This is a genomic window from Arthrobacter sp. UYEF20, assembly GCF_040546335.1.
In the GTDB taxonomy this organism is placed as follows: Bacteria; Actinomycetota; Actinomycetes; order Actinomycetales; family Micrococcaceae; genus Arthrobacter.
In genome coordinates, this window is sequence record NZ_JBEPNP010000001.1 from 84,078 (window position 1) to 108,268 (window position 24,191).

The following is a 24,191-nucleotide window of genomic DNA, read 5'->3' on the forward strand; positions in this document are numbered from 1 at the left end:
CTAGGCTAGAGAACCGCGCAGACTATGGGGACCCACCACGCCGCGGGACGGACCACGGCCCGCGTCCATTACGCTGATTGGATCAAAGCTCTAGCCGATTCCCCCGCCCTCCCGTTGGCAGCACCCCCGGAAAACCTGCCGGACGGCGTCCCCGGCGTCCGCCCGCCGCCTGCCGGCGTTCCCGGCGTCCGCCCGCCGCCTGCCGGCGTTCCGCTGGCCAGCCTGCATGGGGCCCTGGACACCTGGTTCGAGTCCCATGCCCGCGACCTCCCCTGGAGGGCTGCCGGCTGCACTCCGTGGGGCGTGCTGGTCAGCGAGATCATGCTCCAGCAGACCCCGGTGGTTCGTGTCCTGCCGGTCTGGGAGGAATGGCTGCGGCGCTGGCCGGAGCCGGCCGATTTGGCCAGGGAGACCTCGGGCGAGGCCGTCCGGTCCTGGGGCAGGCTCGGCTACCCGCGGCGGGCCCTGCGTCTGCACGCGGCCGCTGTCGCGATCGGGGACAGCCATGGCGGGATGGTTCCCGCCACGTATCCTGAACTGCTGGGGCTGCCCGGAGTGGGAAGCTACACGGCCGCGGCAGTCGCCGCTTTCGCCTTCGGACGCCGCGAAACGGTGGTGGACACAAACATCCGCCGGGTCCATGCGCGGCTGTTTTCCGGCGCCGCCCTGCCCTCGCAGTCGCTCACGGCCGCCGAGATGCGGCTGGCGGCGCAGGTGATGCCGGACGACGTCGGCACCTCCGTGCGGTGGAACGCCTCCATGATGGAGCTCGGCGCGCTGGTGTGCACTGCCCGGGCGCCGAAGTGCGCTGAATGCCCGGTGCGAAGCTCCTGCGCCTGGCTCGCTGCAGGCGGGCCGCCGCCGACTTATACGCCGAAAGGCCAGTCATGGCACGGCACCGACCGCCAAGTACGCGGTGCCGTGCTGGCTGTTCTCCGCCTGGCCGACGCCCCTGTGGCGCCGGAGCTGTTCCAGCGGGCGCCGGCCGACCTCGGCTTCGGACCGGAGGGCATCGGCATCCCGCTGGCCGCCCTGCATCGTCTCGATTCCGCGCCCGAGCAGCTTGAACGCGCGCTGGCTGGCCTGCTGAGTGACGGACTGGCGGAACTGCACCTCGGCGGGCTCCGGCTCCCTGGCTGAGCATGGCCTGAGCATGGCGGGCGGGACTGGGCGGGACTGGGCGGGCTCGCGCTGACTCCGGCGGGCTGAATCCCGAGGCCCTAGCTGGACACGCCACCCGGAACTACCCTGAAGCATGCGCAAGTACGCGGCGACGCGGACGGCCTCCGGCAGGCGGATTAGTCCGCGCCCAGAAAGGGGCACCCATGAACGCGCAGAACATCAGGCATTGGCTCCTGGCGGGCTTGTGGACCCTGCCGGTCTCCGGATTGATCACCGGCTGGTCCACGCTCGAACCGCAGCCGGACCAGGAGCGGGATCCGGATGCCTGGGCCCGGTTTGTCAGCTCGGACTCGTACCAGTTCAGCCACCTGCTGGGCAGCACGGGCGGTACCGTCCTCGCGATCTTCGGCGTCTTCGCCCTCGGCTGCAGCCTGGCTAACAGCCGGGTGGGGCGCCTGGCGCTGGCAGCGATGGTGGTCACCGTCGCCGGAACTGCCTTGTTGCTGGTTCCCGCGGCGGTCTCCACCTTCGCCATCCCCGCGATCGGGAAGGCATATCTCGGAGGAAATCAGGACGTCATGCAGCTCGAGTTCCCCGCCGCCATGTCGGGGTCGTTTCTGCTGGGACTCCTGCTGGCCTTCCTCGGAAATGTGCTGCTGGGGATTGCCGTGTGGCACTCCCGGACCCTGCCGCGCTGGGCAGGGGCGATCTGGGTGGCCGGCGCCGTGCTCTTCTACGTCCTGGGCGTGGTGCTGGGGCAGGCGACGACAGGAAGCAGCCTGCCCACCCAGACCGCCGGGGCGCTGCTCGCGGCGGTTGCCGGCGGCTGGATTGCGTGGAACGTGACGCGGGAGGGACGAAGGTCTTTAGACCGTGCCGCCGCCGGAACCGGCGGAGCGTAGGGACCAAGGGCCAGTGGCCGGGGACCAATGATCATCGGCTGGGGACCAGTGGCCAGTGTCTGGGCGCCTACGCCTACGCTTCACCGAAGCCGGATTTGATCAGGCCGCCCAGATAGTCCACGGCCTTGGAAGCATCCGGGCCGCTGGCTTCGATGTGCAGCACCGTGCCCCGTCCGGCCCCGAGCATCATCATCTCTGTCATGGACGCGCCGTCGGCGCCGTTGACCGTCACCTCGGCGTCCATGCCGGACAGACCGCCCGCGATCTTTGCTGCCGGACGGGCGTGCATTCCGGCCTGGTTCACGAGCTCGAAATCCCCCGACGCTTCGGGCGGTTGGCGGTGATCGTGCACGTGCTCCGGCGCCGCGGGGGGCCGGTAGACGGCTTCGGCGGCTTCCTTGACCGCCTCCTTGCCGGCACCGGCCTGGGCGGCCACGGCAGCAGCGACAAGCCCTTCGATCAGCGGCGCGTCAGCCAGCAGCACGGACGCGGGGTCCCCCGCGAATTCCACGGCCGATTCCGCGGTCATCACCGCCGATCCGAGGTCGGTCAGGACCACGACGCCGTCACCGCCGGCAGCCTGTTCCAGCGCCGCCAGGACCCGCTCCAGGCTGGTGCCGATCCGGCCGTCGTCGGTGCCTCCGGCGGGGATGATCAGAACGTCAGGCGCCATCTGGGCGGCAAGTTCGACGGCGCCGTCGGCGATCTTCTCGCTGTGGGAGACGACGACGAGCCCGACCGTCATTCGGACGCTCCGGCCGCAGCCCTCAGGATCAGGGCGCTGGAAACGGCGCCGGGGTCCCGGTGGCCGATGCTGCGCTCCCCCAGGTAACTCGCGCGTCCCTTCCGGGCCAGCATCGGATCGGTGGACACGGCCCCGGCCTCGGCCGCTTCCGCGGCGGCGAGCAGCACCTTTCGGACGTCGCCGTGGGCTGCTTCGGCGGCGGCCGCCTCGATGGCCGGCGTCCAGGCGTCCACCATGGTCTTGTCCCCGGGCTCGGCCTTTCCGCGGGCTACGATGCCGTCGCGGGCGGCCTGCAGGGCCGTGGCCAGGGTGGTTGCGTCCACATCCGCTGTGTCCCCCAGCGCCGTGGCGGCGCGCAGGAAGGCGGTGCCGTAGAGCGGGCCGGCTGCCCCGCCCACCTTGGACATCAGCGTCATGGCCGTCAGCTTGAGGGCGGCCCCGGGTGTTTCCGGGGGCGTTTCGGCGATCTTCACTATCACCGCTTTGAAGCCGCGGTCCATGTTCTCGCCGTGGTCCGAATCGCCGATCGGCCGGTCCAGTTCAATGAGCTCTTCCCGGTGCTCCGCCATCGCCTGCGCTGACAGCGCCAGCCACCGCAGGGCCCAGCCGACGTCCAGCCCCACGGTCAGACACCCCAGCGGAGGGCCGGCGTGTGGACAGGCGCGTCCCAGAGCGCCGTCATTTCATCGTCCAGGCGCAGGACCGTGATGGAGCAACCCTGCATCTCGAGGGAGGTGATGTAGTTGCCCACCAGCGAGCGCTCCACCGTGATGCCCTTCTCGGCCAGCACTTGCGCGGCCCTGCGGTAGACAATGTACAGCTCGCTCTGCGGGGTGCCGCCCATGCCGTTCACGAACAGGAGCACCTTGTCCCCGGATGCAAGGCCGAGGTCGCTGACCACCGGCTCCAGCAGGCGGTCCGTGATGCCGTCGGCGTTTTCCATCGCGATGCGGTGCCGGCCGGGCTCGCCATGGATGCCGATGCCGATCTCGATCTCGTTTTCCTCAAGGACAAAGCTGGGCGCCCCGGCGTGCGGGACGGTGCCGGCGGTCAGCGCCACGCCCATGCTGCGGACGTTCTGGTTGACCCGGTCACCGATGGCCGCGACGGCGTCGAGGTTGTCCCCCCGCTCGGCGGCCGCACCGGCGATTTTCTCCACCAGCACCGTGCCGCCAACCCCGCGCCGTCCGGCGGTGTACAGCGAGTCCTCCACCGCGACGTCGTCGTTGACGAGCACCGTGCGGACCTCCACACCCTCGGCTTGCGCAAGTTCCGCCGCCGTTTCGAAGTTGAGCACGTCCCCCGTGTAGTTCTTCACAATATGGACGACGCCGGCGCCCGAGCTGACGGCGAGCGTGGCCGGCAGGATCTGGTCCGGGGTGGGCGAGCTGAACACCGCACCCGGCACCGCGGCGTCGAGCATTCCCATCCCGACGTAGCCGCCGTGCAGGGGCTCATGGCCGCTGCCTCCGCCGGACACCAGCCCCACTTTTCCGGCCACCGGCGCGTCCTTGCGCACGATGTACTTCGGGTCCGAAAAGACGGTCACGAGGTCGGCATGGGCAAGCCCGAACCCTTCCACTGACTCGTCGACCACGGCGCGGGGATCATTGATGAGCTTCTTCATGGCTGTGCTCCCTGGATGGTGTCCTGGCTGCTTGCTAAGACCCTACTACCGGGGCCCTGCCAGCGAAAGGCTCCGGTCTAGAACAGCCGGCGCGGGCACCGGATCCGCGCGCGTTCGCAGTGACGCCGTGTCAGGGCCGTCTGTCCGCCCAGGCAGGGAAATTCGGCCAGGCGTCGCTTCCCAGCCATGAAAACGGCGGCGCCGTGACGCGGTGCCGTTGGGTTCCGGCGTCCCCGCCCGGGTCAGCGCGCTGTCCTGGCGCGGGTCCGGGGGCTTCATCGCCCTCGGGTGCCTGGTCCGTTGCCCGGGGCGCTGCGGGTACGCCTGCGATGGTCATTTGGAATGCGGAGAAATTTGGAAATATCACGCGCTTGTGCAATCTCTTGCCTCCGGAAGCTGGGGCGGCCCACCCCCTGGGCCTGGCTCAGTTTATCCATCAAATTGATCGAAAGGAAGAGCTGGGCCTGGCGGGGATGCGCAGCGCGTCCCAGCGGGTGCTTCCGCCGGCGGGCCGGTTCGATCGCGGCGGGTTCGATCGCGGCGGGGCCAGGGGCTACAGAACCTTGATCATCCTTGTGTTGCCCAGGGTGTTGGGCTTCACCCGTGCGAGGTCCAGGAACTCGGCAACGCCCTCGTCATGCGAGCGAAGCAGTTCCGAATACACCACCGGGTCCACGGCGCTCTGGTCCGCCATGACCTCGAAGCCGTGCTTTTTGAAGAAGTCCACCTCGAAGGTCAGGCAGAAGACCCGGGAAACCCCGAGCGCCCGCGCCTCCTCCAGGAGCCGTTCCACGAGCAGATGGCCAACGCCCTTCCCGCGCCAGCCATCCGATGCGGCAAGCGTACGCACTTCCGCCAGGTCCTCCCACATAACGTGCAGCGCCCCGCAACCGATCACCCCGCCGTCGCCCGCTTCGGCAATCAGGAACTCCTGCAGGCTTTCGTAGTACGCCACCGTCTCTTTGGCCATGAGGATCCGCCGGTCCGCCAGCGGGGCCACGAGCGCCTTGATGGCCGCGACATCGCCAGTGCGGGCAGGGCGGATGCGGATCGTCTCAGTCACAGCCCAATCCTACGGTTTCGACCCAACTGACTAGCACTCGTTGTCGTTTTGAGGGCTCAAAACGACAACTATTGCGGGTCAGTTGGGTGTGCCCGGGCTGGACAGCAGAGGCCAGGCCCGCCCGGGGGCGGCCGGCAGCGCCGACCCACCCACCGCCGTCGAGCCCGGACAACACGAAGGCCCCGCCAACTCCTTTCGGGGCAGACGGGGCCTTTGCTCTTGGTGCTAGACGCTCGGAGCGATCTCCGGGATGCGGGGCTTGGCGTTGCCGGCGAACGTGAACTTCGCGTCGTCGCCTTCGCCTTCCACATCCACCACCACGATGTCGCCGCCGTGCAGTTCGCCGAAGAGGATCTTCTCGGAGAGCTGGTCCTCGATCTCGCGCTGGATGGTGCGGCGCAGCGGCCGGGCACCCATCGAGGGGTCGTAGCCGCGGGTGGCCAGGAGTACCTTGGCCGCCGTCGTGAGCTCGATGCCCATGTCCTTGTCCTTGAGGCGCTTTTCCAGCCGGCCCACGAACATGTCCACGATCTCGATGATCTCGTCCTGGGTCAGCTGCGGGAAGACCACAACGTCGTCAACACGGTTCAGGAACTCGGGGCGGAAGTGCTGCTTGAGCTCCTCCGTGACGCGGGCGCGCATCCGGTTGTAGCCGGTCTGCGTGTCCGTGCCGGACTGGAAGCCGGTGGCAACGGTCTTGGAGATGTCCCGGGTGCCGAGGTTCGTGGTCATGATGATCACGGTGTTCTTGAAATCCACCACGCGGCCCTGGGAGTCGGTCAGGCGGCCGTCTTCCAGGATCTGCAGCAGAGAGTTGAAGAGATCGGCGTGCGCCTTCTCCACTTCGTCGAACAGCACCACGGAGAACGGACGACGCCGGACCTTCTCGGTAAGCTGGCCGCCCTCCTCGTAGCCCACGTAGCCCGGAGGGGCACCGAAGAGACGCGACACCGTGTGCTTCTCCGAGTACTCGGACATGTCCAGGGTGATCAGTGCGTCTTCTTCGCCGAACAGGAACTCGGCGAGGGCCTTGGCCAGCTCGGTCTTGCCGACGCCGGTGGGGCCGGCGAAAATGAACGAGCCGCCCGGGCGCTTCGGATCCTTGAGCCCTGCACGGGTGCGGCGGATCGCCTGAGACAGGGCCCTGATGGCCTCATCCTGGCCGACAACGCGCTTGTGCAGCTCGTCTTCCATTTTCAGCAGCCGGCTGGATTCTTCCTCGGTGAGCTTGAAGACCGGGATGCCGGTGGAGTTCGCCAGCACCTCGGCAATGAGGTCCTCATCAACCTCGGAGATGTCATCCATGCCGCCGGTCTTCCACTGGCGTTCCTTCTCGGCACGCTCGGCAATGAGCTTCTGCTCCTTGTCGCGCAGCGAGGCGGCACCTTCGAAGTCCTGCGCGTCAATCGCGGATTCCTTCTCCAGCTTCATGGCGGCGATCTTCTCGTCCATGACCTTGAGCTCCGGCGGGGCGGTCATCCGGCGGATGCGCAGCCGTGCGCCGGCCTCATCAATCAGGTCGATCGCCTTGTCCGGCAGGAACCGGTCCGAGATGTAGCGTTCGGAAAGGCTTGCTGCGGAGGCGAGGGCGCCGTCGGTGATGGTGACGCGGTGGTGCGCCTCGTACCGGTCCCGCAGGCCCTTGAGGATCTCGATCGCGTGCGCGACAGAGGGTTCCTTGACCTGGATGGGCTGGAAACGGCGTTCCAGGGCGGCATCCTTCTCGATGTGCTTCCGGTACTCATCCAGCGTGGTGGCGCCGATGGTCTGCAGCTCGCCGCGGGCCAGCATGGGCTTCAGGATCGAAGCCGCATCGATGGCACCTTCGGCAGCACCGGCACCCACCAGGGTGTGGATCTCATCGATGAACAGGATGATGTCGCCGCGGGTGCGGATCTCCTTGAGGACCTTCTTGAGGCGCTCTTCGAAGTCACCGCGGTACCGGGAGCCGGCCACCAGGGACCCGAGGTCCAGGGTGTACAGCTGCTTGTCCTTGATGGTCTCGGGCACGTCACCGCGGACAATCGCCTGCGCCAGGCCTTCGACGACGGCTGTCTTGCCGACGCCGGGCTCGCCGATCAGCACTGGGTTGTTCTTGGTGCGGCGGGACAGGACCTGCATGACGCGTTCCATTTCGGATTCGCGCCCGATCACGGGGTCCAGCTTGTTCTCGCGCGCCGCCTGCGTGAGGTTGCGGCCGAACTGGTCCAGGACCACGGAACCGGCCGGGGTGCCTTCGGCCTGGCCGGGACCGACGCCAGCGCCGGTGGTCTCCTTGCCCTGATAGCCCGAGAGCAGCTGGATGACCTGCTGGCGGACGCGGTTCAGGTCCGCGCCGAGCTTGACCAGCACCTGGGCGGCTACGCCTTCACCCTCACGAATGAGGCCGAGCAGGATGTGCTCGGTGCCGATGTAGTTGTGTCCCAGCTGCAGGGCCTCGCGCAGCGAGAGCTCCAGCACCTTCTTGGCGCGCGGGGTGAAGGGGATGTGGCCGGACGGGGCCTGCTGGCCCTGGCCGATGATCTCCTGCACCTGCTCGCGGACTCCGTCGAGCGAAATGCTCAAGGACTCGAGGGCTTTGGCGGCAACACCTTCACCCTCATGGATCAGACCCAAGAGGATGTGTTCGGTACCGATGTAATTGTGGTTCAGCATGCGTGCCTCTTCTTGGGCAAGCACAACTACGCGACGGGCACGGTCCGTGAATCGCTCAAACATTTCGCCACACTCCTAGCTACGACTTACTTTGATGCTACGTGGCCCCGTTCGAGATTTGGGGCTTGTTCGCCACAGGGGAAACCGTGGGGGGCGATTGTCCGTAATTTCCGCTTTTTACTGATCGACCCACCACGGGAGTGCTCCGGGGAGAGCCGCCGCATCGCGGACCTGCGGAGGACCGTCCACCCGGTTGAGGTCCACGTTGAGGCGCCCGGGACCGAGGACTCCACCCGGATCACGTCAGCCGACGAGAAATCCTGCCGCGGCTCGTGGCCGAACAGCTCCAGTACGGAATCTCCTGTTACGCAGCGCGGAAAGCCTGAACCGGCGTCGCCGGTGGTAGGAATTGGCCCAATAACCAGCCCGCTCCGCAAAGGTCCCGTTCAAGAACTGAATATCAGACATGGAATCTCCCGCCAAGAATCGATTCGAGCGGGCCAATCAGCAAGGCGCCAGCACGGGAAGGGCGCAGGGAGTCGTTGCGGCAAACGGTCCGAAATGCCGGTGAAAAGGCCCGGCCTCCGCAGCGTGTGGCGGAGGCCGGGCCTGTACAGCGGAAGTCTCGAAGTTCTAGGAATTTGCCTTCTGGTACGCTTCCTGAATTTCTGCCTGAATGCGTCCGCGGCTGTTTACCGAGTAGCCGTTGTCCCGGGCCCACTGCCGGATCTGCGCAGAGTCCTGGTTGCGGCCGCTCATGACCTTGGTGCGCGTGGCGCGCCCGGTGGACGTCTTGCGCGCATGGGAGACAAAGCGCTCAACCGCAGAACGCAGTTCCACCGCATTATTCGACGACAGGTCGATTTCATAGCTGACCCCGTCGAGGCCAAACCGGACAGTCTCGTCCGCGGATCCCCCATCCAGATCATCTACCAGGATGATTTTTACTTTCTGTGCCACAAAGACTCTCTTTCCAAAAGAACGAGTATTTAGAAAAGCGGGATGTATCTGTAATAAGTATCCTCCGCTTTGCCGTGGCGAGTCAAAGCGGACGGAGTTTTTCTAAAGGAAATCCACAGGATCGAATAGGCCCTATTCGACCATTCCGGGAGAATGGCCGTCGTCGGGACCGGTATCGCCCGTCCGGGCCTTTTCCTCGGCTTCAGCCTGGGCTCGCGCCTCAGCCTGGCGCTCTGATTTGTCCGCATTGAAGATCGATTTCATCGCGAACCAGAAAAGCAGGCCCACCACAACGGAGGGCAGCAAAACGGCAATGTACTCCACGTTCAGTGTCCTTCGGGCTTCAGCAGCGGGAACAGGATGGTCTCGCGGATGCCGGCTCCGGTGAAGAGCATGACGAGCCGGTCGATTCCCAGTCCGATCCCGCCCATGGGCGGTGCACCGTATTCCAGGGCCCGCAGGAAGTCCTCGTCCAGCTGCATGGCCTCCACGTCGCCGGCCGCGGAGCGCCGGGACTGCTCGGTGAGCCGTTCGCGCTGGATGACGGGGTCGATCAGCTCGGAGAAGGCCGTGCCCCGCTCCATGCCGCCGATGATGAGGTCCCAGGCCTCGATCAGCCGGTCATCCTCACGGTGCTGGCGGGCCAGCGGCTGCGCGGACGGCGGATAGTCGTAGACGAAGGTGGGGTTCAGCAAAGTGGGCTCCACCAGTTCGCCGAAGAGTTCGACGACGAGCTTCTCGGCGTCCCAGCCGGCGTCGACCTTGGCCTCGTGCTTTGCGGCGAGCGCCAGCAGCTCGGAAACCGGGGTGTCCGGAGTGATTTCCTGGCCCACGAAGTCGGAGAGTCCGGGGTACACGGCCAGCCAGGCCCAGTCGCCGTCGAGGTTGATCTCCCCGGCTCCGGTCTGCAGCACGCGGCCCACCCCGGCGGCATCCGCGGCGTCCAGGATGATTTCCTTGATCCGGTCCGCCATCACGAACTGGTCCGCCCAGGCCTCGTAGCTCTCAAGCGTGGTGAACTCGGGGCTGTGCGTGGAGTCCACACCCTCGTTGCGGAACACGCGGCCCATGTCGTAGACGCGGTCGATCCCGCCGACCACCGTGCGCTTGAGGTACAGCTCGGTGGCGATGCGCAGCGTCATCTTCTGGTCGAAGGCGTTCATGTGCGTCTGGAAGGGCCGGGCCGTGGCGCCGCCGTGGACCAGCTGCAGCATCGGGGTTTCCACCTCGACGTAGCCCTGGCGGTGCAGGGTCTCGCGGATGGAACGGGTGATCGCGGCGCGGGTGTACACCATTTCCCGGGCCTCGTCGCGGACGATGAGGTCCACGTAGCGCTGCCGTACGCGGGTTTCCTCGTTGAGCCCGGCGTGCAGCACCGGCAGCGGGCGCAGCGCCTTGGACGCCATGGACCAGGATTCCGCCATGACCGAGAGCTCGCCGCGGCGTGAGGAGATGACCTCACCCTTGACGAAAACGTGGTCGCCCAGGTCCACGAGGGACTTCCAGTCCGCCAGCGCTTCCTCGCCGATGTTAGCCAGGCTCAACATCACCTGCAGCCGGACGGCCTTGCCGTCGGCGCCGCCCTCCTGGAGGGTGGCGAAGCAGAGCTTGCCGGTATTGCGGATGAAGACGATGCGGCCGGTCACGCCGACGGTGTCGCCGGTGGTTTCGTCGGCCTGCAAGTGCGCGTACTTCTCGCGGATTTCACCCAGCGAATGCGTGCGCCCGACACCCACCGGATACGCCTCGATGCCGCGTTCGATCAGCTTGGCACGCTTCTCCATCCGGATGCGCGTCTGCTCGCTGGCGTCGTGGGGCTCGGCTGCGGTGTGCGGGGCGGGGGTGTTTTGGGAAGTCACAATCCCCAAGTTTACCGGGAGTTCCTCCCGCCCGGGTCCCCGCGGTGCCGGCACGCCGACTCCGGCCCGAGCCGGCTGAAGGATGGGGCCCTGAAGAATCGGACGCTGAAGGACGGGCCTTTACAATCGGGGGGCGACCCCTTCGAAAGGACCCCCTTGGCCAAGCTCTACTTCCGCTACGGCGCCATGAACTCCGGCAAGTCGACGGGACTGCTCCAGGCCGCGTTCAATTATGAGGAACGGGGCCAGCGGGTGCTGCTCGCCAAGCCCGACGTCGACACCAAGGGCCACTCCGACGTCGTGTCCCGCCTGGGCATGACCCGCTCGGTGGACTTCCTGATCCCGGCGGGGGCATCCGCCCGCGGGCTGTTCACCGCCCGCGCTCACGGTGACGATCCCGATGCCCTGCTGGAGCATGTGGACACCCAGCCGGTGGCGTGCCTGCTGGTGGATGAGGCGCAGTTCCTCGAACCGGCCCAGGTGGACGACCTCTTCCGCATCGCCGTCCTGGACCAGGTCCCGGTGCTCGCCTATGGCATCCGCACCGACTTCCGGACCCGGGCGTTCCCGGGCTCGCTCCGGCTCCTGGAGATCGCCCACACCCTCGAGGAACTCAAGACGATCTGCCGCTGCGGCCGCAAGGCCATCTTCAACACCCGCCGGGTCGGCAACCAGGTGGTGTTCGACGGCGACCAGGTCGCCATCGACGGCCAGGACATCTGGTACGAATCGCTGTGCGGTTCCTGCTACCTCGAGGCCTCCGGCGGTCGGCTGGGCGGCTGAGCGCCCCGGCGACCGGCTACCTACTACGCCGTAGCTGCAGCCTCGGCTAGGCTCGGGGCATGACCCGCGAGAACATCAGAACCACCGACGGCGGAACCATCGAGCTTTTCAGCACGGGCGCCGAGCTGGCCTCGGCGGGTTCCGGCGTCGTCGTCGTGCCGGCCTCGATGGTGACTGCCGCCGATTACGGCCGCTTCGCACAGAAGCTCAGCGCTGCGCTGGGCCGGCCGGTCCACACCTTCAACCGGCGCGGGCGCGGCTCCTCCTCCCCGCAGCCGGAGGACTACACCCTGGACGTGGATATCCGCGACCTCGACGCGGTCATGAAGCACACTTCCAGCACGGACGTCTTCGGGCACAGCTTCGGCGGCGCCGTCGCCCTGCACGCTGCCCGCACCCTGCCGGTGGAACGCCTCGCCGTCTATGACCCCGCAGTGTCCGTCAACCACAGCGTCACCGCGGACTGGACCGCCGAATATGAGCGTGCGACGGCGGCCGGCGACGACGACCGCGCCCTCGCCGTGCTGCTCAAGGGGCTCGAAACCGGCAGCGCCCTGTCCCGGATGCCGCTGTCCATGCTGACGCTGGCCAACAAGCTCGCCGCCGGCACCCCGGTGGGCAAGCAGCTGCGCGAGCTCATGCAGACCGGTGTCCGCGAGATCAAGGCCATCATCGCCGCCGACATGCCGGCCGAACCGTTCCTGGAACTCCCGCTGGAGACGCTGATCGTCGTGGGCGAGAAGAGCCCGGCGTACTTCGGCGTGGCCTGCGGGCAGATCCACGACGTACTCTCCGGCTCCAGCTACACGATCCTGCCGGGCATGGGGCACGACGGCGTGAACAAGGCGCCGGACAAGCTGATCACCGAATTGAGTGAATTCTTCGCCGGCTGAGCCCCACCACGGCAACGCGGGGTCACCTGGCGCCCATTCCGGCGGCTCAGAGGGGCGCCAGGTGACCCCGCGCTGCGTTAATGGTTAGTGGGCATTTTCGTTAGTTCGTCGGGGGTTCAGGTCCAGGCGGCGGGGTGCCCGGGCTTAAGGACATGCCCCGCGCCGGGATCGGCGGATGGACATATTCCGATTATGTCCGGACCCGGGCGCGAGGATTGGGCATGGCCTCCCGGGGAGCAGCCCGACGCCCCGCCGCCGAACACGCCCAACGCCTGACATGCCCAACGCTTGACTGGACCAGCCCCACGCACCCCTGCCGTGACGTTCCTCCCCAGTTGCTTCGGCGCCACGCGCAAACCGCCCGCGGGAATCCGGGGTTCGCCACGGCAGGCAGGCGGCCGGGCGGCAAGCAACCGGGAAGGAGCGCCCCGCTTACTGCCCGCGCCCACGTGCCCGGCTTCCGGCCAGGAACGTCACGGTGTCGCCGGTCCCGGGCGCGAAGACCGGGCGGTGTCCTCCTGGAGAGTAGCCGATCCCCGCAGCGGAGCCACCCGAAAGTGCCCCCGGGATCCGGACATGCCCCATGCCGGGGTCGGCGCGCGGACATATTCCGATTATGTCCGGACCCGGGCGCGAGGAATGGGCATGTCCTCCCGACCCGAAGAAGTCCCAGCCCTCTAAACCCCCGACGAACTAACGAAAATGACCACTGAGTGACCCCCGTTGCGTTAGTGGGCCGCCGGCTGGTCCGCCCCGGCGGTCTTGCGCATCATGGCGGACAGCACCACGGCCGCGAGGGCTATGACTGCCGCCGTCAGGAACGCCGCGTGCATGCCCGCGACGAGTCCCGAGGCGGCGGACACGACGGCGTAGATCGAGACCAGGAGCGCCGTGCCGGCGGCGCCGGCCACCTGCTGCAGCGTGCTCATGATGGCCGAACCGTGCGAATAGAGATGCGGCGGCAACGGGTTCAGCCCGGTGGTGAAGGCCGGCGTGAACAGCAATGCAAGGCCCAGGCTCAGACCCACATGCAGCGCGATGATCCACCCCACCGGCGTGTCCGCGTCCAGCAGGGAGAACTGGAACAGGGACAGCACCAGCATGGCCGAGCCCGCGAGAGTCAGCGGAAGCGGGCCAACCTTGTCAAAGATCCGGCCGATGAAAGGGCCCAGCAGGCCCATCGCGAGACCGCCGGGCAGCAGGGCAAGTCCTGTCTCCAGCGACTTCAGCCCGCGGATTTCCTGCAGGTACAGCGGCAACAGAATCACGGCGCCGAACAGGGCGATCATCGCCACCACGAGCAGCAGCACGGACACCGTGAACATGCGGAAGTTGAACGCGCGCAGGTCCAGCAGGGGCGCCGCGGACTTCTGCAACTTCAACTGCCGGAGTACGAACGCCAGCATGGCCGCCACCCCGACGGCCAGGGCAATGACGGCAGGTGAACCAGGACCGCCCTGGCCGCCACCGATCTGGCTCAGCCCGTACACGAGGCCGCCGAAGGCGGGAACCGTCAGCAGGACAGACAGGGCATCAAGCCGCGTCTTTTCCGTTTCGCCGATGTTGGTCAGATACTTGGCGCCGATGGCGAACGCGAGCAGGGCGATCGGCAGGACAAAAACAAACATGAAGCGCCAGGAAAAGTGTTCGAGGATCAGGCCGGAAACTGTGGGGCCCATGGCCGGCGCCACCGAGATGGCGATGCTGACGTTGCCCATCACGGCGCCCCTGCGTGACACGGGGACCAGGGTGAGGATGGTGGTCATCAGGAGCGGAAGCATGATTGCCGTGCCGCCGGCCTGGACGATCCGGGCGAGCAGGAGGATCTCGAAGCCCGGAGCCAGCGCCGCGAGCAGGGTGCCGCCGGAGAAGAGGCCCATGGCCAGCATGAAGACGGCGCGGGTGGACAGCCGCTGCAGGATGAAGCCCGTTGTGGGGATCACGACTGCCATGGTGAGCATGAAGCCGGTGGACAGCCACTGCACGGTGGGGGCGTCGATCCTGAGATCCACCATCAGCCGCTGCAGGGCGACGTTCATGATGGTTTCGTTGAGGATGACCACGAACGTGGCCACCAGCAAGGTGACGATGATGGTGACGGATTCCCGGGACATCTTCGCCGGCGCCGAATTCGGCGGCGGCGGCGGTGAAACAGGCGCCGAAACGGGCGCCCCCGCCGGGGCTTCAGTCAGCACGGCTGGAGTCTGTAATGGGTCGCCGTGGGCGTTGGAAGAGACGTCTGTAGACATGGGGGTTCCCTCAGGGAGTGCGAAATGGTGTCCGGCGAGCGTCGGCGCTGCTGCTGCTGGTTCCAACAGTGTATTCGCGAAGCTAATTCCCGCGAAGAGGGAGAATCCGGGAAGACGTCCGTCAGGAGTCCAGTGGCACGTTGTCGATCAGGCGGACCGGGCCCACTTTGGCCGCGATGAGGGCCAGCCCTTCACCGCGGAAGGGTGTGTTCTTGCAGTTCTCGGCCAGCGGCTCCAGGGTGCGCGGATCCACCACCTCGAAGTAGTCCAGTTCCACGAGCGGCTGTGATTCCACCAGCGCGTGGGCGGATTCCAGGTCCAGCGGCTCGTGGGCGTTGGCCCGGTCCTCGATCAGGCGCAGCGCCCGGGACAGCACCAGGGCCGCTTCGCGTTCCGCGGCTGAGAGGAACCGGTTGCGGCTGGACAGTGCGAGCCCGTCCGGGGCGCGCACGATCGGTACCGGGACGATCTCCACCGGGAAGTTGAGGTCCGCCACCATGCGCTGGACCAGGGCCAGCTGCTGGGCGTCCTTCTGGCCGAAATACGCCCGGTACGCCGGCAGCGCTGCGCCGGTTGCCCCGCGGCTTGCCCCGCCGGTTGCAATGCCCGTGGCCGCGCCGGGCATTCCGTAGTGCAGCAGCTTGGCTACGACGGTCAGGGCGCCGTCGAAGTGCCCGGGGCGGGAGGCCCCCTCCCATTTCCCGGCCATCGGCCCCGCGGTGATCCGCACCATCGGTTCCCCGTCGGGGTAGACCTCGTCGACGCCCGGCGCGAACACCAGGTCCACGCCCTCGGCGTCCAGGACGGCCAGGTCCGCTTCCAGCGTCCGGGGGTACCGTTCCAGGTCCGCTGCCTCGCCGAACTGCAGCGGGTTCACGAAGATGCTGGCCACCACCACGTCGTTCTGTTCGACGGCGGTGCGCGCCAGCTGGGCATGTCCCTCGTGCAGGGCGCCCATGGTGGGCACCAGCCCCTGCGAGGTGCCCCCCTTTTGCGTGAGGAGGCGGGCGCTTTCGGTGCGGAGCTGCGCGGCCGTCGTCACGAGTTGGATCGCCACGTTAGGGTCCTTCCTTAGGATTCCGGGCCACCATGTTCCGGGTCTTCAAGGGCGCGGTTGACGCCCTCGAGCTGGTCCGGTTTCAGCAGGCCGCGGCTTCCCGCCCGGCGGGCCGTCGCCCGGGCCATGGCCAGGTACGCCTCCAGAATATCGCCGCCGGAGCCGGCGTCGTGCTCCCGGAGGGCTTCGGCGTGCGCGGCCACGGTGCCCGCATCGCCGCGGGCCACGGGACCGGTCAGCGCCGATTCGCCCGAGGCGAGGGCGTTCTCCAGGGTGGCGCGCAGCAAGGGGCCCAGCATGCGTTCGGGGGCTTCGACGCCGACTTCCCGCAGGAGCTGCGAGGCCTGCGCCACGAGGGTGACGAGGTGGTTCGAACCGTGCGCGAGGGCTGCGTGGTAGAGCGTCCGGTCCGCTTCGGCAATGGCGACAGGCTCGGCGCCCATCTCCACGACGAGGGCCTGCGCGATGGGCAGCATCGCGGTGTCGGCAGTGACCCCGAAGGTGCAGTCCAGCAGCCTCGTGAGGTCTAGGCTCATGCCGGTGAAGGTCATCGCGGGATGCAACGCCAGCGGCACGGCCCCTGCGGCGCGGACCGGGTGCAGGATGCCGACGCCGAAGCGGCCCGAGGTGTGCGCCACGAGCTGTCCGGGCTGCCAGGCGCGGAGTTTGGCCAGCCCTTCCACGAGGGGGCCGAGCGCATCATCGGGGACGGCGAGGAGCACGAGTTCGGCGCGCTCGACGATGTCCTGCACATCCAGCACCGGCACACCCGGAAGCAGGGTCTCCGCGCGTTCCCGGCTCGCCTCCGAGACCGCGGACACCCCGATGACGGCATGCTCGGCACCGCGCAGCGCGGCCCCCAGGACAGCACCGACCTTGCCGGCACCGATGATTCCGACGCCGAGGCGTCCTGGCTTAGCCATGCTGCAGGCCTTCCTTTTCGCTTGTCTCGGGGTCAACGGCGCCGGCCGGGCCGGGCCGATTCACATTTGGGATTTCGGCGGGCCCGGCTTCGGGGGGCCCTGCTTGGGCCGGGGCCGCCGCTACAGGCTCCGCTTCCGGGCCGGGCGCAGCCACGAGCGGCTTCACCTGGTCCAGCCAGTGCTCGCTGGTCTGGCGCTTCCGCGCGGCCCGGGCGCGTGCGCCCTGCGCGTCGAGCAGGGCCTTGCCTTCCGCGATGCCGGCCTGGATCAGTCTCGGGGAGACGGGGCCGGCGGTGGTGTGGAGGACAAGGTCCACCACACCGAAACGCCGGGCCAGCGGACCCCGCTGCAGCGCCATCGACTGCGTGCGCTGGTGCGGAACCACCACCAGCTGCCGCCACCAGCGCCCCGAACGGATCAGCAGGGCCGTGTCAGTGGCGGTAAAGCCGTTGCGCCGCCAGCCCAGCGGCGCCAGCAGCCGCGCGCGGCGCGGCGTGGTGACGAAGCCGCCGTCGCGCTCCGCCGCTGAGGCGCCGCCTGCACCGGACGCCCCCGCAAGGCCGTTGAGGCCTGCGGTGAAGATCCGCACGGGTTCGGCGGTTCCGGGGTCCGGCAGGACCAGGGACAGCATGGTGAGCACCTCAGCAAAGGTGCCCACGGGAAGGAGCGTGGTCCGGGACGAGCCCTCGCCGTTGTTTCCGGCGGTGCCGTAGCCGGCCACGTTGACCTGCATCCGGTACCAGCCGAAGATCCGCCAGAGCGGGGGCTGGCTGATTCTCAGCGCCTGGATTCTTCCCGGCGGCAGGGTCTGCGCCTGGGTGTCCAGCAACCCGTAGCGCAGCCGGATGCCGTCCGGCGAAATGGCCGCGGTGAAGTTGTAGCCCTTGGTGAAGGAGTTCCAGTAGGCGGCCACCAGGCCGAGCCCGGCCGGGATCAGGTAGAGGTAAAAGCTGCGGTTCTCGGTCACGGCGGAGAGCACCACGGACGCCACGGCGCCCAGGAGGATGAAGACGCTCTGTTCGCTCAGGAGCAGCGAACCGACCAGCCGCGGCGGCGGCACGGTCAGCACCGCATATTCGGGTGCCTCCGCAGCGGCGGCCCCTGGGTGCTCGGGGTCCGGCACCACGCCGGCGGCGCGGGCCAGGATGGTGGCCCGGAGCTGCCGCGCCTGGTCCATCGGGAGGTAGGCGAGCCGGACCGCGGACTCCCCGGCGTCGGCCACCTCGAACTTGAGCTCGGCCAGCCCAAAGATCCGGGCCAGCAGCGGCTGCACGATGTCGATCGCCTGGACCCGGTCCAGCCGGGCCTGCCGCTGCTGCTTGAAGAGGAATCCGGTATTGACCCGGACGTAGCCTTCCGCCACCTGGTAGCGGGTGAAGTACCAGCTCAGAACGTAGCCGGCGACCGTAAGGACCAGGACCGTGCCGCCGCCGAGCAGCAGCCAGGGTGCCCGGCCGGCGACTTGCTCATCGATCAGGGGACCGCCCTGGAGCATCCGCTCGAAGGTATCCCGGCCGAAGAAGAATCCGATGGCGGCCAGCGCCACCCAGCCGCGGACAAAAGGCGAGGCCGGATGCACGCGCAGCCAGCCGCCGTCGGGCCGTTCCGCCTCGGCACCGGCGGTCGCTTCGGGGGCCGTCCCGGTACCGCCCGGCTTCACGGCGCTCCCTTTCCCGGTGCAATCCTCACAGCTGGCCCGTCACAGCCCGGCCAGCCGCGCTTCGCCGCGGGCGGAGAGCTGCTCGCGCAGCCGGGCTCCCTCCGCGGCGGGCAGGCCGGGGATCTCGGCACTGGTCCCGGAGGAAGCGGTGTGCAGCTTCAGCGCGCACAGGCCGAGGCCACGTTCCACCGGCCCTGCGCCGATATCCACGTACTGCATGCGCCCGTAAGGCACCACAAGAACACGTTGGAAGAAGATGCCGCGGCGGATGAGCAGATCATCCTCACGCTCGGCATAACCGATCGCGCGGACCTGCCGCGGGATGAGCAGCAGCCGCCACAGCGCCAGGAGCACCATCGCCGCAGGCAAGGCGGCGGCCAGCCAGAGCGGCAGCGCCTTCCACCAGCCACTCAGGACCAGGATCAGCGGCAGGGACAGCACCGCCACCACGATCAGGTTCCCCAGCGCCCAGCCCGCGATCCGCACCGTGACGTACCTCGGGGAAACCCGCAGCCAGGTGACGCCGGGCGGGTCAATCGCCTCGGTAGGCATATTCGCCCTCCGCCTTCGGTTTGCCGCGCTGTTCCTGGACGCCCGGGGCGGCGTCGGTATCGCCGTCCTCCGGCGGGATCCGGCAGAAACGCTCCACCACCAGGCCCACGATGATCATGATCAGGCCGCCGCCGGCCATGGCCAGGGCCTGCCACGTGATGCCCTGGTTGCTGCGCAGGTTCCAGAGCCGCAATTGGTCCATGAAGATCCCGGCATGCCAGCCCAGCAGGACGGTTCCCGTGTACGCGCAGGCCTGGGCGAGGACCAGGGTCCACGCGGCCAGGATCGGGTTGAGCATCTTCTTTTTCTTCTTGCCGTTGCGCCAGCGCAGCACGCGGATGCCCAGCACAAGGGTCAGGACCACGATCACGCCCATGGTCAGCAGTCCGGTCAGCGGCAGAACCGGCGTCGCCAGGCTGTAACGGGTGGTCAGCACCGTGGCGAACCAGCCCGCAACGGCCACGCCCACGCCGATGACGAGGAGGAGCAGGGGGCTGGTCAGCTTCACGGCCGCTCCACCGCGCCGTGCACGTCCTGGAAGCCGTCGAAGGTTGCCAGGTCGGAAAAGTCCGCGGCCCTGGCGGCGAGCTCGCCGACCCGTTCGCCGTTCAGCTCCGCGGCCGGGTCGATGAGCGACCAGGGGTAGAGCACGAACGCCCGTTCCGCCGCCCGGGGATGGGGCAGGGTCAGCTCCGGGTCGGAGCTCACGGTGTCCCCGTACGTGATGATGTCCACATCCAGGGTCCGCGGACCCCAGCGCACTTCACGCACCCTCAGGTGCTTCTGTTCCACCTGGTGGCAGTGCCGCAGCAGGTCCAGCGGCGGCAGGCTGGTTTCCACCGCGATCACCATGTTGAGGAAATCCGGCTGGCCCGGCGGCCCGCCCACGGCCTTCGTCTGGACGATCGGCGAGATGGCCAGGAGACGGACTTCCGGCGGGTCCACCAGGTCGGCGACGGCGGACGAGAGGGTGTCGTTGCGCTCCCCCAGGTTGCTTCCGAGTGCGATCACGGCGCGGGTGTACAACGGACTCATGGCCGCTCCCGGTGCACGCTGACGGCCACGTCGCCGAAGTCCACCTCGATGGGGGCTTTCGGCTTGTGCACGGTGATGTCCACGGCGGCGACGCCGAACTTTTCCAGCACGTCGTCGGCAATCCGCACGGCCAGGGCCTCGATCAGGTTCAGCGGTTCCCCGGTGATCCAGCCCCGGATGCATTCCGCGACTTCGCCGTAATGCGCCGTGTCCAGGACATCGTCGGAAGCGGCGGCCTTGCCGAAGTCCAGGTGCAGCACGGCATCGACGACGAACGGCTGGCCGTTCCGGCGCTCAAAATCAAACACCCCGTGGTGGCCGACGGCGGTGACGCCGCTCAGCGTGATCTGGTCCATGTTCGCTTGCCGGATCAGTTGTTGCCGGCCGGGGCCATGCGCGCCGCGACCTTCACGGCGTCGAGGCTGGCGCCTACGTCGTGCACGCGGACGGCCCACGCACCGCGGAAGGCGCTGATGGACGTCACGGCGGCAGTGGCGGCATCGCGTTCCGCCGGCGGTGCCGCCTTGCCGGCGACCGTCAGGAGGCTGCCGAGGAAACGCTTGCGGGAGGCTGCGACCAGGACCTTATGGCCCATGGCCTGCAGGACGTCCAGGTGCCGAAGCAGTTCCCAGTTCTGGCCCTCGTTCTTCGAGAAGCCCAGACCCGGATCCAGGATGATCTGTTCCGGGGCGACGCCGGCCGCGTAGAGCTTGTCGCGGATGCCAGCGAGTTCCGCGGCGACGTCTTCCGCCACGTTTCCGTAGTCGGTCAGCGAGTCCATCGTGCTGGCGTTGCCGCGGCGGTGGGTCAGGATGTAGGGCGCCTTGCTGCGGGCCACGAGTTCCGCCATCTCCGGCTCCATGGTCAGCCCGGAGACGTCATTGATGATCGTGGCGCCGGCCCCGAGCGCCGCGGCGGCGGTAGCGGCGTGCGTCGTGTCGATGCTGACGAGTGCACCGGCCTTGACCAGCGCCTGGATCACGGGCAGCACCCGTTTCAGTTCCTCGTCAACGCTGACTTCGACCGCGCCGGGGCGGGTTGATTCGCCGCCGACGTCGATGATGTCCGCGCCGCCGTAGAACATCCGCAAGCCCGCCGCAATAGCGGTGTCCGTGGTCGAGTGCTGGCCGCCGTCGCTGAAAGAGTCCGGGGTAACGTTCAGGATCCCCATGACAAGAGTCCGGTCCGAGGGGAGGTCTTCGAAGCTCGCCGCCGGGCGCGGTTTGCGCAGCAGGGGCAGGGGCGAGGTTGCGGGGCCGGTTCCGGGGGCTGCGGCTAGGGAGTCCATAGTCTGTTCTTACCTTCCGAGTATGAGGCTCATGGCTTCGGCACGGGTGGCCGGGTCATGCAGTTGCCCGCGTACCGCACTGGTGACGGTCTTGGCGCCGGGCTTGCGGATGCCGCGCATGGACATGCAGAGGTGTTCGCATTCGATCACGACGATCGCGCCGCGCGGTTTGAGGTGGGTGACGAGGGCTTCGACGATCTGGGTGGTCAGCCGTTCCTGCACCTGCGGGCGGCGGGCGAACATGTCCACCACCCGCGCCAGCTTGCTCAGGCCGGTGACCTTGCCGTCATGCGAGGGGATATAGCCCACATGCGCCACCCCGTGGAACGGCACCAGATGGTGCTCGCAGGTGGAGTAGAACGGGATGTCCTTGACCAGCACCAGTTCCTCGTGGTCCAGCTCAAAGGTAGTCGCCAGGATCTCCGCCGGATCATGGTGCAGGCCGGCAAACATCTCCGTGTAGGCCTTGGCGACCCGCTTCGGGGTGTCCACGAGGCCGCTCCGGTCCGGATCTTCCCCGATGGCCAGCAGGATCTCACGCACCGCCGCCTCGATCCGGGGACGGTCCACCTTGGCGACGGTGTGCTTGGCGGGTTCTCCCGCCGCCGCAGGAGCGTCGGTGGCGGGAGGGTCGTTGGCGGGAGGGTCGTTGGCGGGAGGGTCGTTGGCGGGAGCGTCTCTGGCGGAATCGTCGTTGTCACTGATGAAAGAAGTCACAACAGAAGCCTAGCCGGGACGGCCATCAGGCCCGCGATCCGTCACACCGCCCTGGAACGGCTCCTGTCCGGAGACCCCCTGGGCGTGCGGCGGCATGGCGTCGAGCGGTTCCTCGAGCCGGGCCTCCTTGGCCTCCTCCTGTGCTTCGCGTTCGGCCTTCTCCAGGCGGGACTCCACCGGGCCGGCGTCCTGGATCGGGCGGGTCTCCTTGGACAGCCAGACATCGCGGAAGTCGCGCTTGCGGATGTGCGTGAAGACCTCGGCGATTTCGGCCTGGTTCAGGGTTTCGCGTTCCAGCAGCTCAAGGGCGAGCTCGTCCAGCACGTCCCGGTTCTCGGTGAGGATGGCGTAGGCCTCATCGTGGGCCCCGTCGATCAGGCGGCGGACTTCCTCGTCCACAATGTAGGCGATCTGGTCAGAGTAGTTGCGCTCGTGGCCGGCGTCGCGGCCCAGGAAGGGCTCGCCGCCGCCCTGGCCGAGGCGCACCGCGCCGACGCGTTCGCTCATGCCGAATTCGGTGACCATCCTGCGGGCGATCCCGGTGGCCTTTTCGATGTCGTTGGACGCGCCGGTGGACGGATCGTGGAAGACCAGCTCCTCGGCGACGCGGCCGCCCATGGCGTAGGCCATCTGGTCCAGCAGTTCGTTGCGGGTCACGGAGTACTTGTCGTTCTCCGGGACCACCATGGTGTAGCCCAGGGCGCGGCCGCGGGGCAGGATGGTGATCTTGGTGACCGGAGCCGAGTTGCGCAGGGCCGCTGCCACCAGGGCGTGGCCGCCCTCGTGGTAGGCGGTGACCTTGCGTTCGTGTTCCTTCATGACCCGGCTGCGCTTCTGCGGGCCGGCCATGACGCGGTCGATAGCCTCGTCGAGGGCGCGGTCGTCAATCAGGTTGGCGTTGGAGCGGGCGGTCAGCAGCGCGGCCTCGTTGAGCACGTTGGCCAGGTCCGCGCCGGTATAGCCGGGCGTCTTCTTGGCCACGGCCCTCAGGTCGACGCCGGGAGCCATCGGCTTGCCCTTCGCGTGGACCTTCAGGATCTGGTCGCGGCCGATCAGGTCGGGGGCCTCGACGCCAATCTGGCGGTCGAAGCGGCCCGGGCGCAGCAGGGCCGGGTCAAGGACGTCGGGGCGGTTGGTGGCCGCGATCAGGATGACGTTGGTCTTGACGTCGAAGCCGTCCATTTCAACCAGCAGCTGGTTGAGGGTCTGTTCGCGCTCGTCGTTGCCGCCGCCGATGCCGGCGCCGCGGTGACGGCCGACGGCGTCGATCTCGTCCACGAAGATGATGGCGGGCGCGTTGGCCTTGGCCTGCTCGAACAGGTCGCGGACACGGGAAGCGCCCACGCCGACGAACATTTCAACAAAGTCGGAGCCGGAGATGGAGAAGAACGGCACGCCTGCCTCGCCGGCGACGGCACGGGCCAGCAGCGTCTTTCCGGTTCCGGGCGGGCCGTAGAGCAGCACGCCCTTGGGGATCTTGGCGCCGACGGCCTGGAACTTGGCCGGCTCCGCGAGGAACTCCTTGATCTCTTCGAGTTCTTCCACGGCCTCGTCGGCACCGGCAACGTCACTGAACGTGACCTGCGGCATGTCCTTGTTCACCAGCTTGGCCTTGGACTTGCCGAACTGCATGACCTTAGAGCCGCCGCCCTGCATGCGGGAGAGCAGGAACCAGAACAGGACGCCGAGCAGCAGCACGGGGATCAGCAGGGAGAACAGCCCGGTGAACCAGTTGTTCTCGAGCGGCTGGTCGGTGAAGCCGCTCGGCGGCTTGGCATCGGTGACAGCCTTCACGACGTCGGCGGCGCGGGCGTTGACGTAGTAGAACTGGACGTTCTTGCCCTTGTCCTGCCCGTCCACCTGCAGGCTGTCCTTCAGGACCAGGTCCACCCGGTTTTCGGCGTCGAAGATCTTGGCCTGTTCAATCTTGCCGTTGTCCGCCAACAGCGCGAGGCCCTTGTCCGTGTCGATCCGGGCGGAGCCGCCAGGTGCAAGGGTGGCAAAGGCCAGCAGGAGCATGCCAACAACAACGACAATCCAGATGCCCGGGCCCTTGAAGAAACTCTTAGCTTTCATCTGTTCGGGGCTGGCCCCGTCCCTC

At 67.9% G+C, this 24,191-nt stretch carries 23 protein-coding genes; 4 read left to right on the forward strand and 19 right to left on the reverse strand.

What is annotated here, in order from left to right:
• The first annotated feature begins 24 nt into the window (after positions 1–24).
• Positions 25–1,140 (forward strand): iron-sulfur binding domain-containing protein, encoded by a 1,116-nt coding sequence (locus tag ABIB26_RS00430; protein WP_502913595.1) that lies wholly within the window; start codon positions 25–27, stop codon positions 1,138–1,140.
• Between the two features lie 185 nt (positions 1,141–1,325).
• Positions 1,326–2,024, forward strand: coding sequence for a DUF4386 family protein (locus ABIB26_RS00435; RefSeq protein ID WP_354238543.1), 699 nt, complete (start codon positions 1,326–1,328; stop codon positions 2,022–2,024).
• 73 nt (positions 2,025–2,097) lie between these two features.
• Here the strand turns inward: ABIB26_RS00435 and dhaM are convergent, their stop codons facing one another.
• From dhaM to lysS, 8 genes are all read right to left on the reverse strand, one after another.
• The gene (dhaM, locus tag ABIB26_RS00440; protein WP_354238545.1) at positions 2,098–2,769 is read right to left on the reverse strand and encodes a dihydroxyacetone kinase phosphoryl donor subunit DhaM; all 672 of its coding nucleotides are present in this window, start codon (positions 2,767–2,769) and stop codon (positions 2,098–2,100) included.
• On the reverse strand, positions 2,766–3,392 hold the full coding sequence (gene dhaL, locus ABIB26_RS00445) for a dihydroxyacetone kinase subunit DhaL (RefSeq protein ID WP_354238547.1): 627 nt from the start codon (positions 3,390–3,392) through the stop codon (positions 2,766–2,768). The genes dhaM and dhaL overlap by 4 nt, the downstream gene beginning before the upstream one ends.
• A gap of 2 nt (positions 3,393–3,394) precedes the next feature.
• Positions 3,395–4,396, reverse strand: coding sequence for a dihydroxyacetone kinase subunit DhaK (gene dhaK, locus ABIB26_RS00450; protein WP_354238549.1), 1,002 nt, complete (start codon positions 4,394–4,396; stop codon positions 3,395–3,397).
• A gap of 553 nt (positions 4,397–4,949) precedes the next feature.
• On the reverse strand, positions 4,950–5,459 hold the full coding sequence (locus ABIB26_RS00455; protein WP_354238551.1) for an amino-acid N-acetyltransferase: 510 nt from the start codon (positions 5,457–5,459) through the stop codon (positions 4,950–4,952).
• A 225-nt stretch (positions 5,460–5,684) separates the two neighbouring features.
• Positions 5,685–8,177, reverse strand: coding sequence for an ATP-dependent Clp protease ATP-binding subunit (locus ABIB26_RS00460; RefSeq protein ID WP_354238553.1), 2,493 nt, complete (start codon positions 8,175–8,177; stop codon positions 5,685–5,687).
• A gap of 570 nt (positions 8,178–8,747) precedes the next feature.
• Entirely contained in the window at positions 8,748–9,074 is a 327-nt protein-coding gene (locus ABIB26_RS00465) for a histone-like nucleoid-structuring protein Lsr2 (protein WP_354238555.1), read from the reverse strand.
• A 132-nt stretch (positions 9,075–9,206) separates the two neighbouring features.
• Positions 9,207–9,398: a hypothetical protein gene (locus ABIB26_RS00470; protein ID WP_354238557.1), complete on the reverse strand. Its 192-nt coding sequence runs from the start codon at positions 9,396–9,398 to the stop codon at positions 9,207–9,209.
• A gap of 2 nt (positions 9,399–9,400) precedes the next feature.
• Positions 9,401–10,933 carry a lysine--tRNA ligase gene (gene lysS / locus ABIB26_RS00475; protein ID WP_354238559.1) on the reverse strand — a complete coding sequence of 511 codons (1,533 nt, stop codon included), beginning with the start codon at positions 10,931–10,933 and terminating at the stop codon, positions 9,401–9,403.
• Between the two features lie 156 nt (positions 10,934–11,089).
• Here lysS and ABIB26_RS00480 point away from each other — a divergent pair, with 156 nt between their 5' ends.
• A complete protein-coding gene (locus ABIB26_RS00480) occupies positions 11,090–11,716 on the forward strand; it encodes a thymidine kinase (RefSeq protein WP_354238561.1) in 627 nt (208 codons plus the stop codon).
• Between the two features lie 59 nt (positions 11,717–11,775).
• Complete coding sequence (locus ABIB26_RS00485; protein ID WP_354238563.1) at positions 11,776–12,609, forward strand: alpha/beta fold hydrolase; 834 nt, start codon at positions 11,776–11,778, stop codon at positions 12,607–12,609.
• A 728-nt stretch (positions 12,610–13,337) separates the two neighbouring features.
• Here ABIB26_RS00485 and ABIB26_RS00490 read toward each other — a convergent pair.
• The 11 genes from ABIB26_RS00490 to ftsH form a co-directional block, all read right to left on the reverse strand.
• Positions 13,338–14,858 (reverse strand): DHA2 family efflux MFS transporter permease subunit, encoded by a 1,521-nt coding sequence (locus ABIB26_RS00490; RefSeq protein ID WP_354238565.1) that lies wholly within the window; start codon positions 14,856–14,858, stop codon positions 13,338–13,340.
• Positions 14,859–14,979: 121 nt separating this feature from the next.
• Positions 14,980–15,915 carry a 4-phosphopantoate--beta-alanine ligase gene (locus tag ABIB26_RS00495; protein ID WP_354238567.1) on the reverse strand — a complete coding sequence of 312 codons (936 nt, stop codon included), beginning with the start codon at positions 15,913–15,915 and terminating at the stop codon, positions 14,980–14,982.
• 14 nt (positions 15,916–15,929) lie between these two features.
• On the reverse strand, positions 15,930–16,838 hold the full coding sequence (locus ABIB26_RS00500; RefSeq protein ID WP_354238569.1) for a Rossmann-like and DUF2520 domain-containing protein: 909 nt from the start codon (positions 16,836–16,838) through the stop codon (positions 15,930–15,932).
• A complete protein-coding gene (locus ABIB26_RS00505; protein WP_502913596.1) occupies positions 16,831–18,498 on the reverse strand; it encodes a PH domain-containing protein in 1,668 nt (555 codons plus the stop codon). Before ABIB26_RS00505 ends, ABIB26_RS00500 begins: the two co-directional genes overlap by 8 nt.
• A gap of 39 nt (positions 18,499–18,537) precedes the next feature.
• Entirely contained in the window at positions 18,538–19,050 is a 513-nt protein-coding gene (locus tag ABIB26_RS00510) for a PH domain-containing protein (RefSeq protein ID WP_354238571.1), read from the reverse strand.
• Entirely contained in the window at positions 19,031–19,558 is a 528-nt protein-coding gene (locus ABIB26_RS00515) for a DUF3180 domain-containing protein (RefSeq protein ID WP_354238573.1), read from the reverse strand. Before ABIB26_RS00515 ends, ABIB26_RS00510 begins: the two co-directional genes overlap by 20 nt.
• Positions 19,555–20,085: a 2-amino-4-hydroxy-6-hydroxymethyldihydropteridine diphosphokinase gene (gene folK / locus ABIB26_RS00520; protein WP_354238575.1), complete on the reverse strand. Its 531-nt coding sequence runs from the start codon at positions 20,083–20,085 to the stop codon at positions 19,555–19,557. Before folK ends, ABIB26_RS00515 begins: the two co-directional genes overlap by 4 nt.
• Positions 20,082–20,441 (reverse strand): dihydroneopterin aldolase, encoded by a 360-nt coding sequence (folB, locus tag ABIB26_RS00525; RefSeq protein ID WP_354238577.1) that lies wholly within the window; start codon positions 20,439–20,441, stop codon positions 20,082–20,084. The genes folK and folB overlap by 4 nt, the downstream gene beginning before the upstream one ends.
• 14 nt (positions 20,442–20,455) lie before the next feature.
• Complete coding sequence (gene folP / locus ABIB26_RS00530) at positions 20,456–21,373, reverse strand: dihydropteroate synthase (RefSeq protein WP_354238579.1); 918 nt, start codon at positions 21,371–21,373, stop codon at positions 20,456–20,458.
• Between the two features lie 9 nt (positions 21,374–21,382).
• Complete coding sequence (folE, locus tag ABIB26_RS00535; protein ID WP_354239263.1) at positions 21,383–21,943, reverse strand: GTP cyclohydrolase I FolE; 561 nt, start codon at positions 21,941–21,943, stop codon at positions 21,383–21,385.
• Between the two features lie 156 nt (positions 21,944–22,099).
• Positions 22,100–24,166: an ATP-dependent zinc metalloprotease FtsH gene (ftsH, locus tag ABIB26_RS00540; RefSeq protein ID WP_354238581.1), complete on the reverse strand. Its 2,067-nt coding sequence runs from the start codon at positions 24,164–24,166 to the stop codon at positions 22,100–22,102.
• Positions 24,167–24,191: the final 25 nt, after the last annotated feature.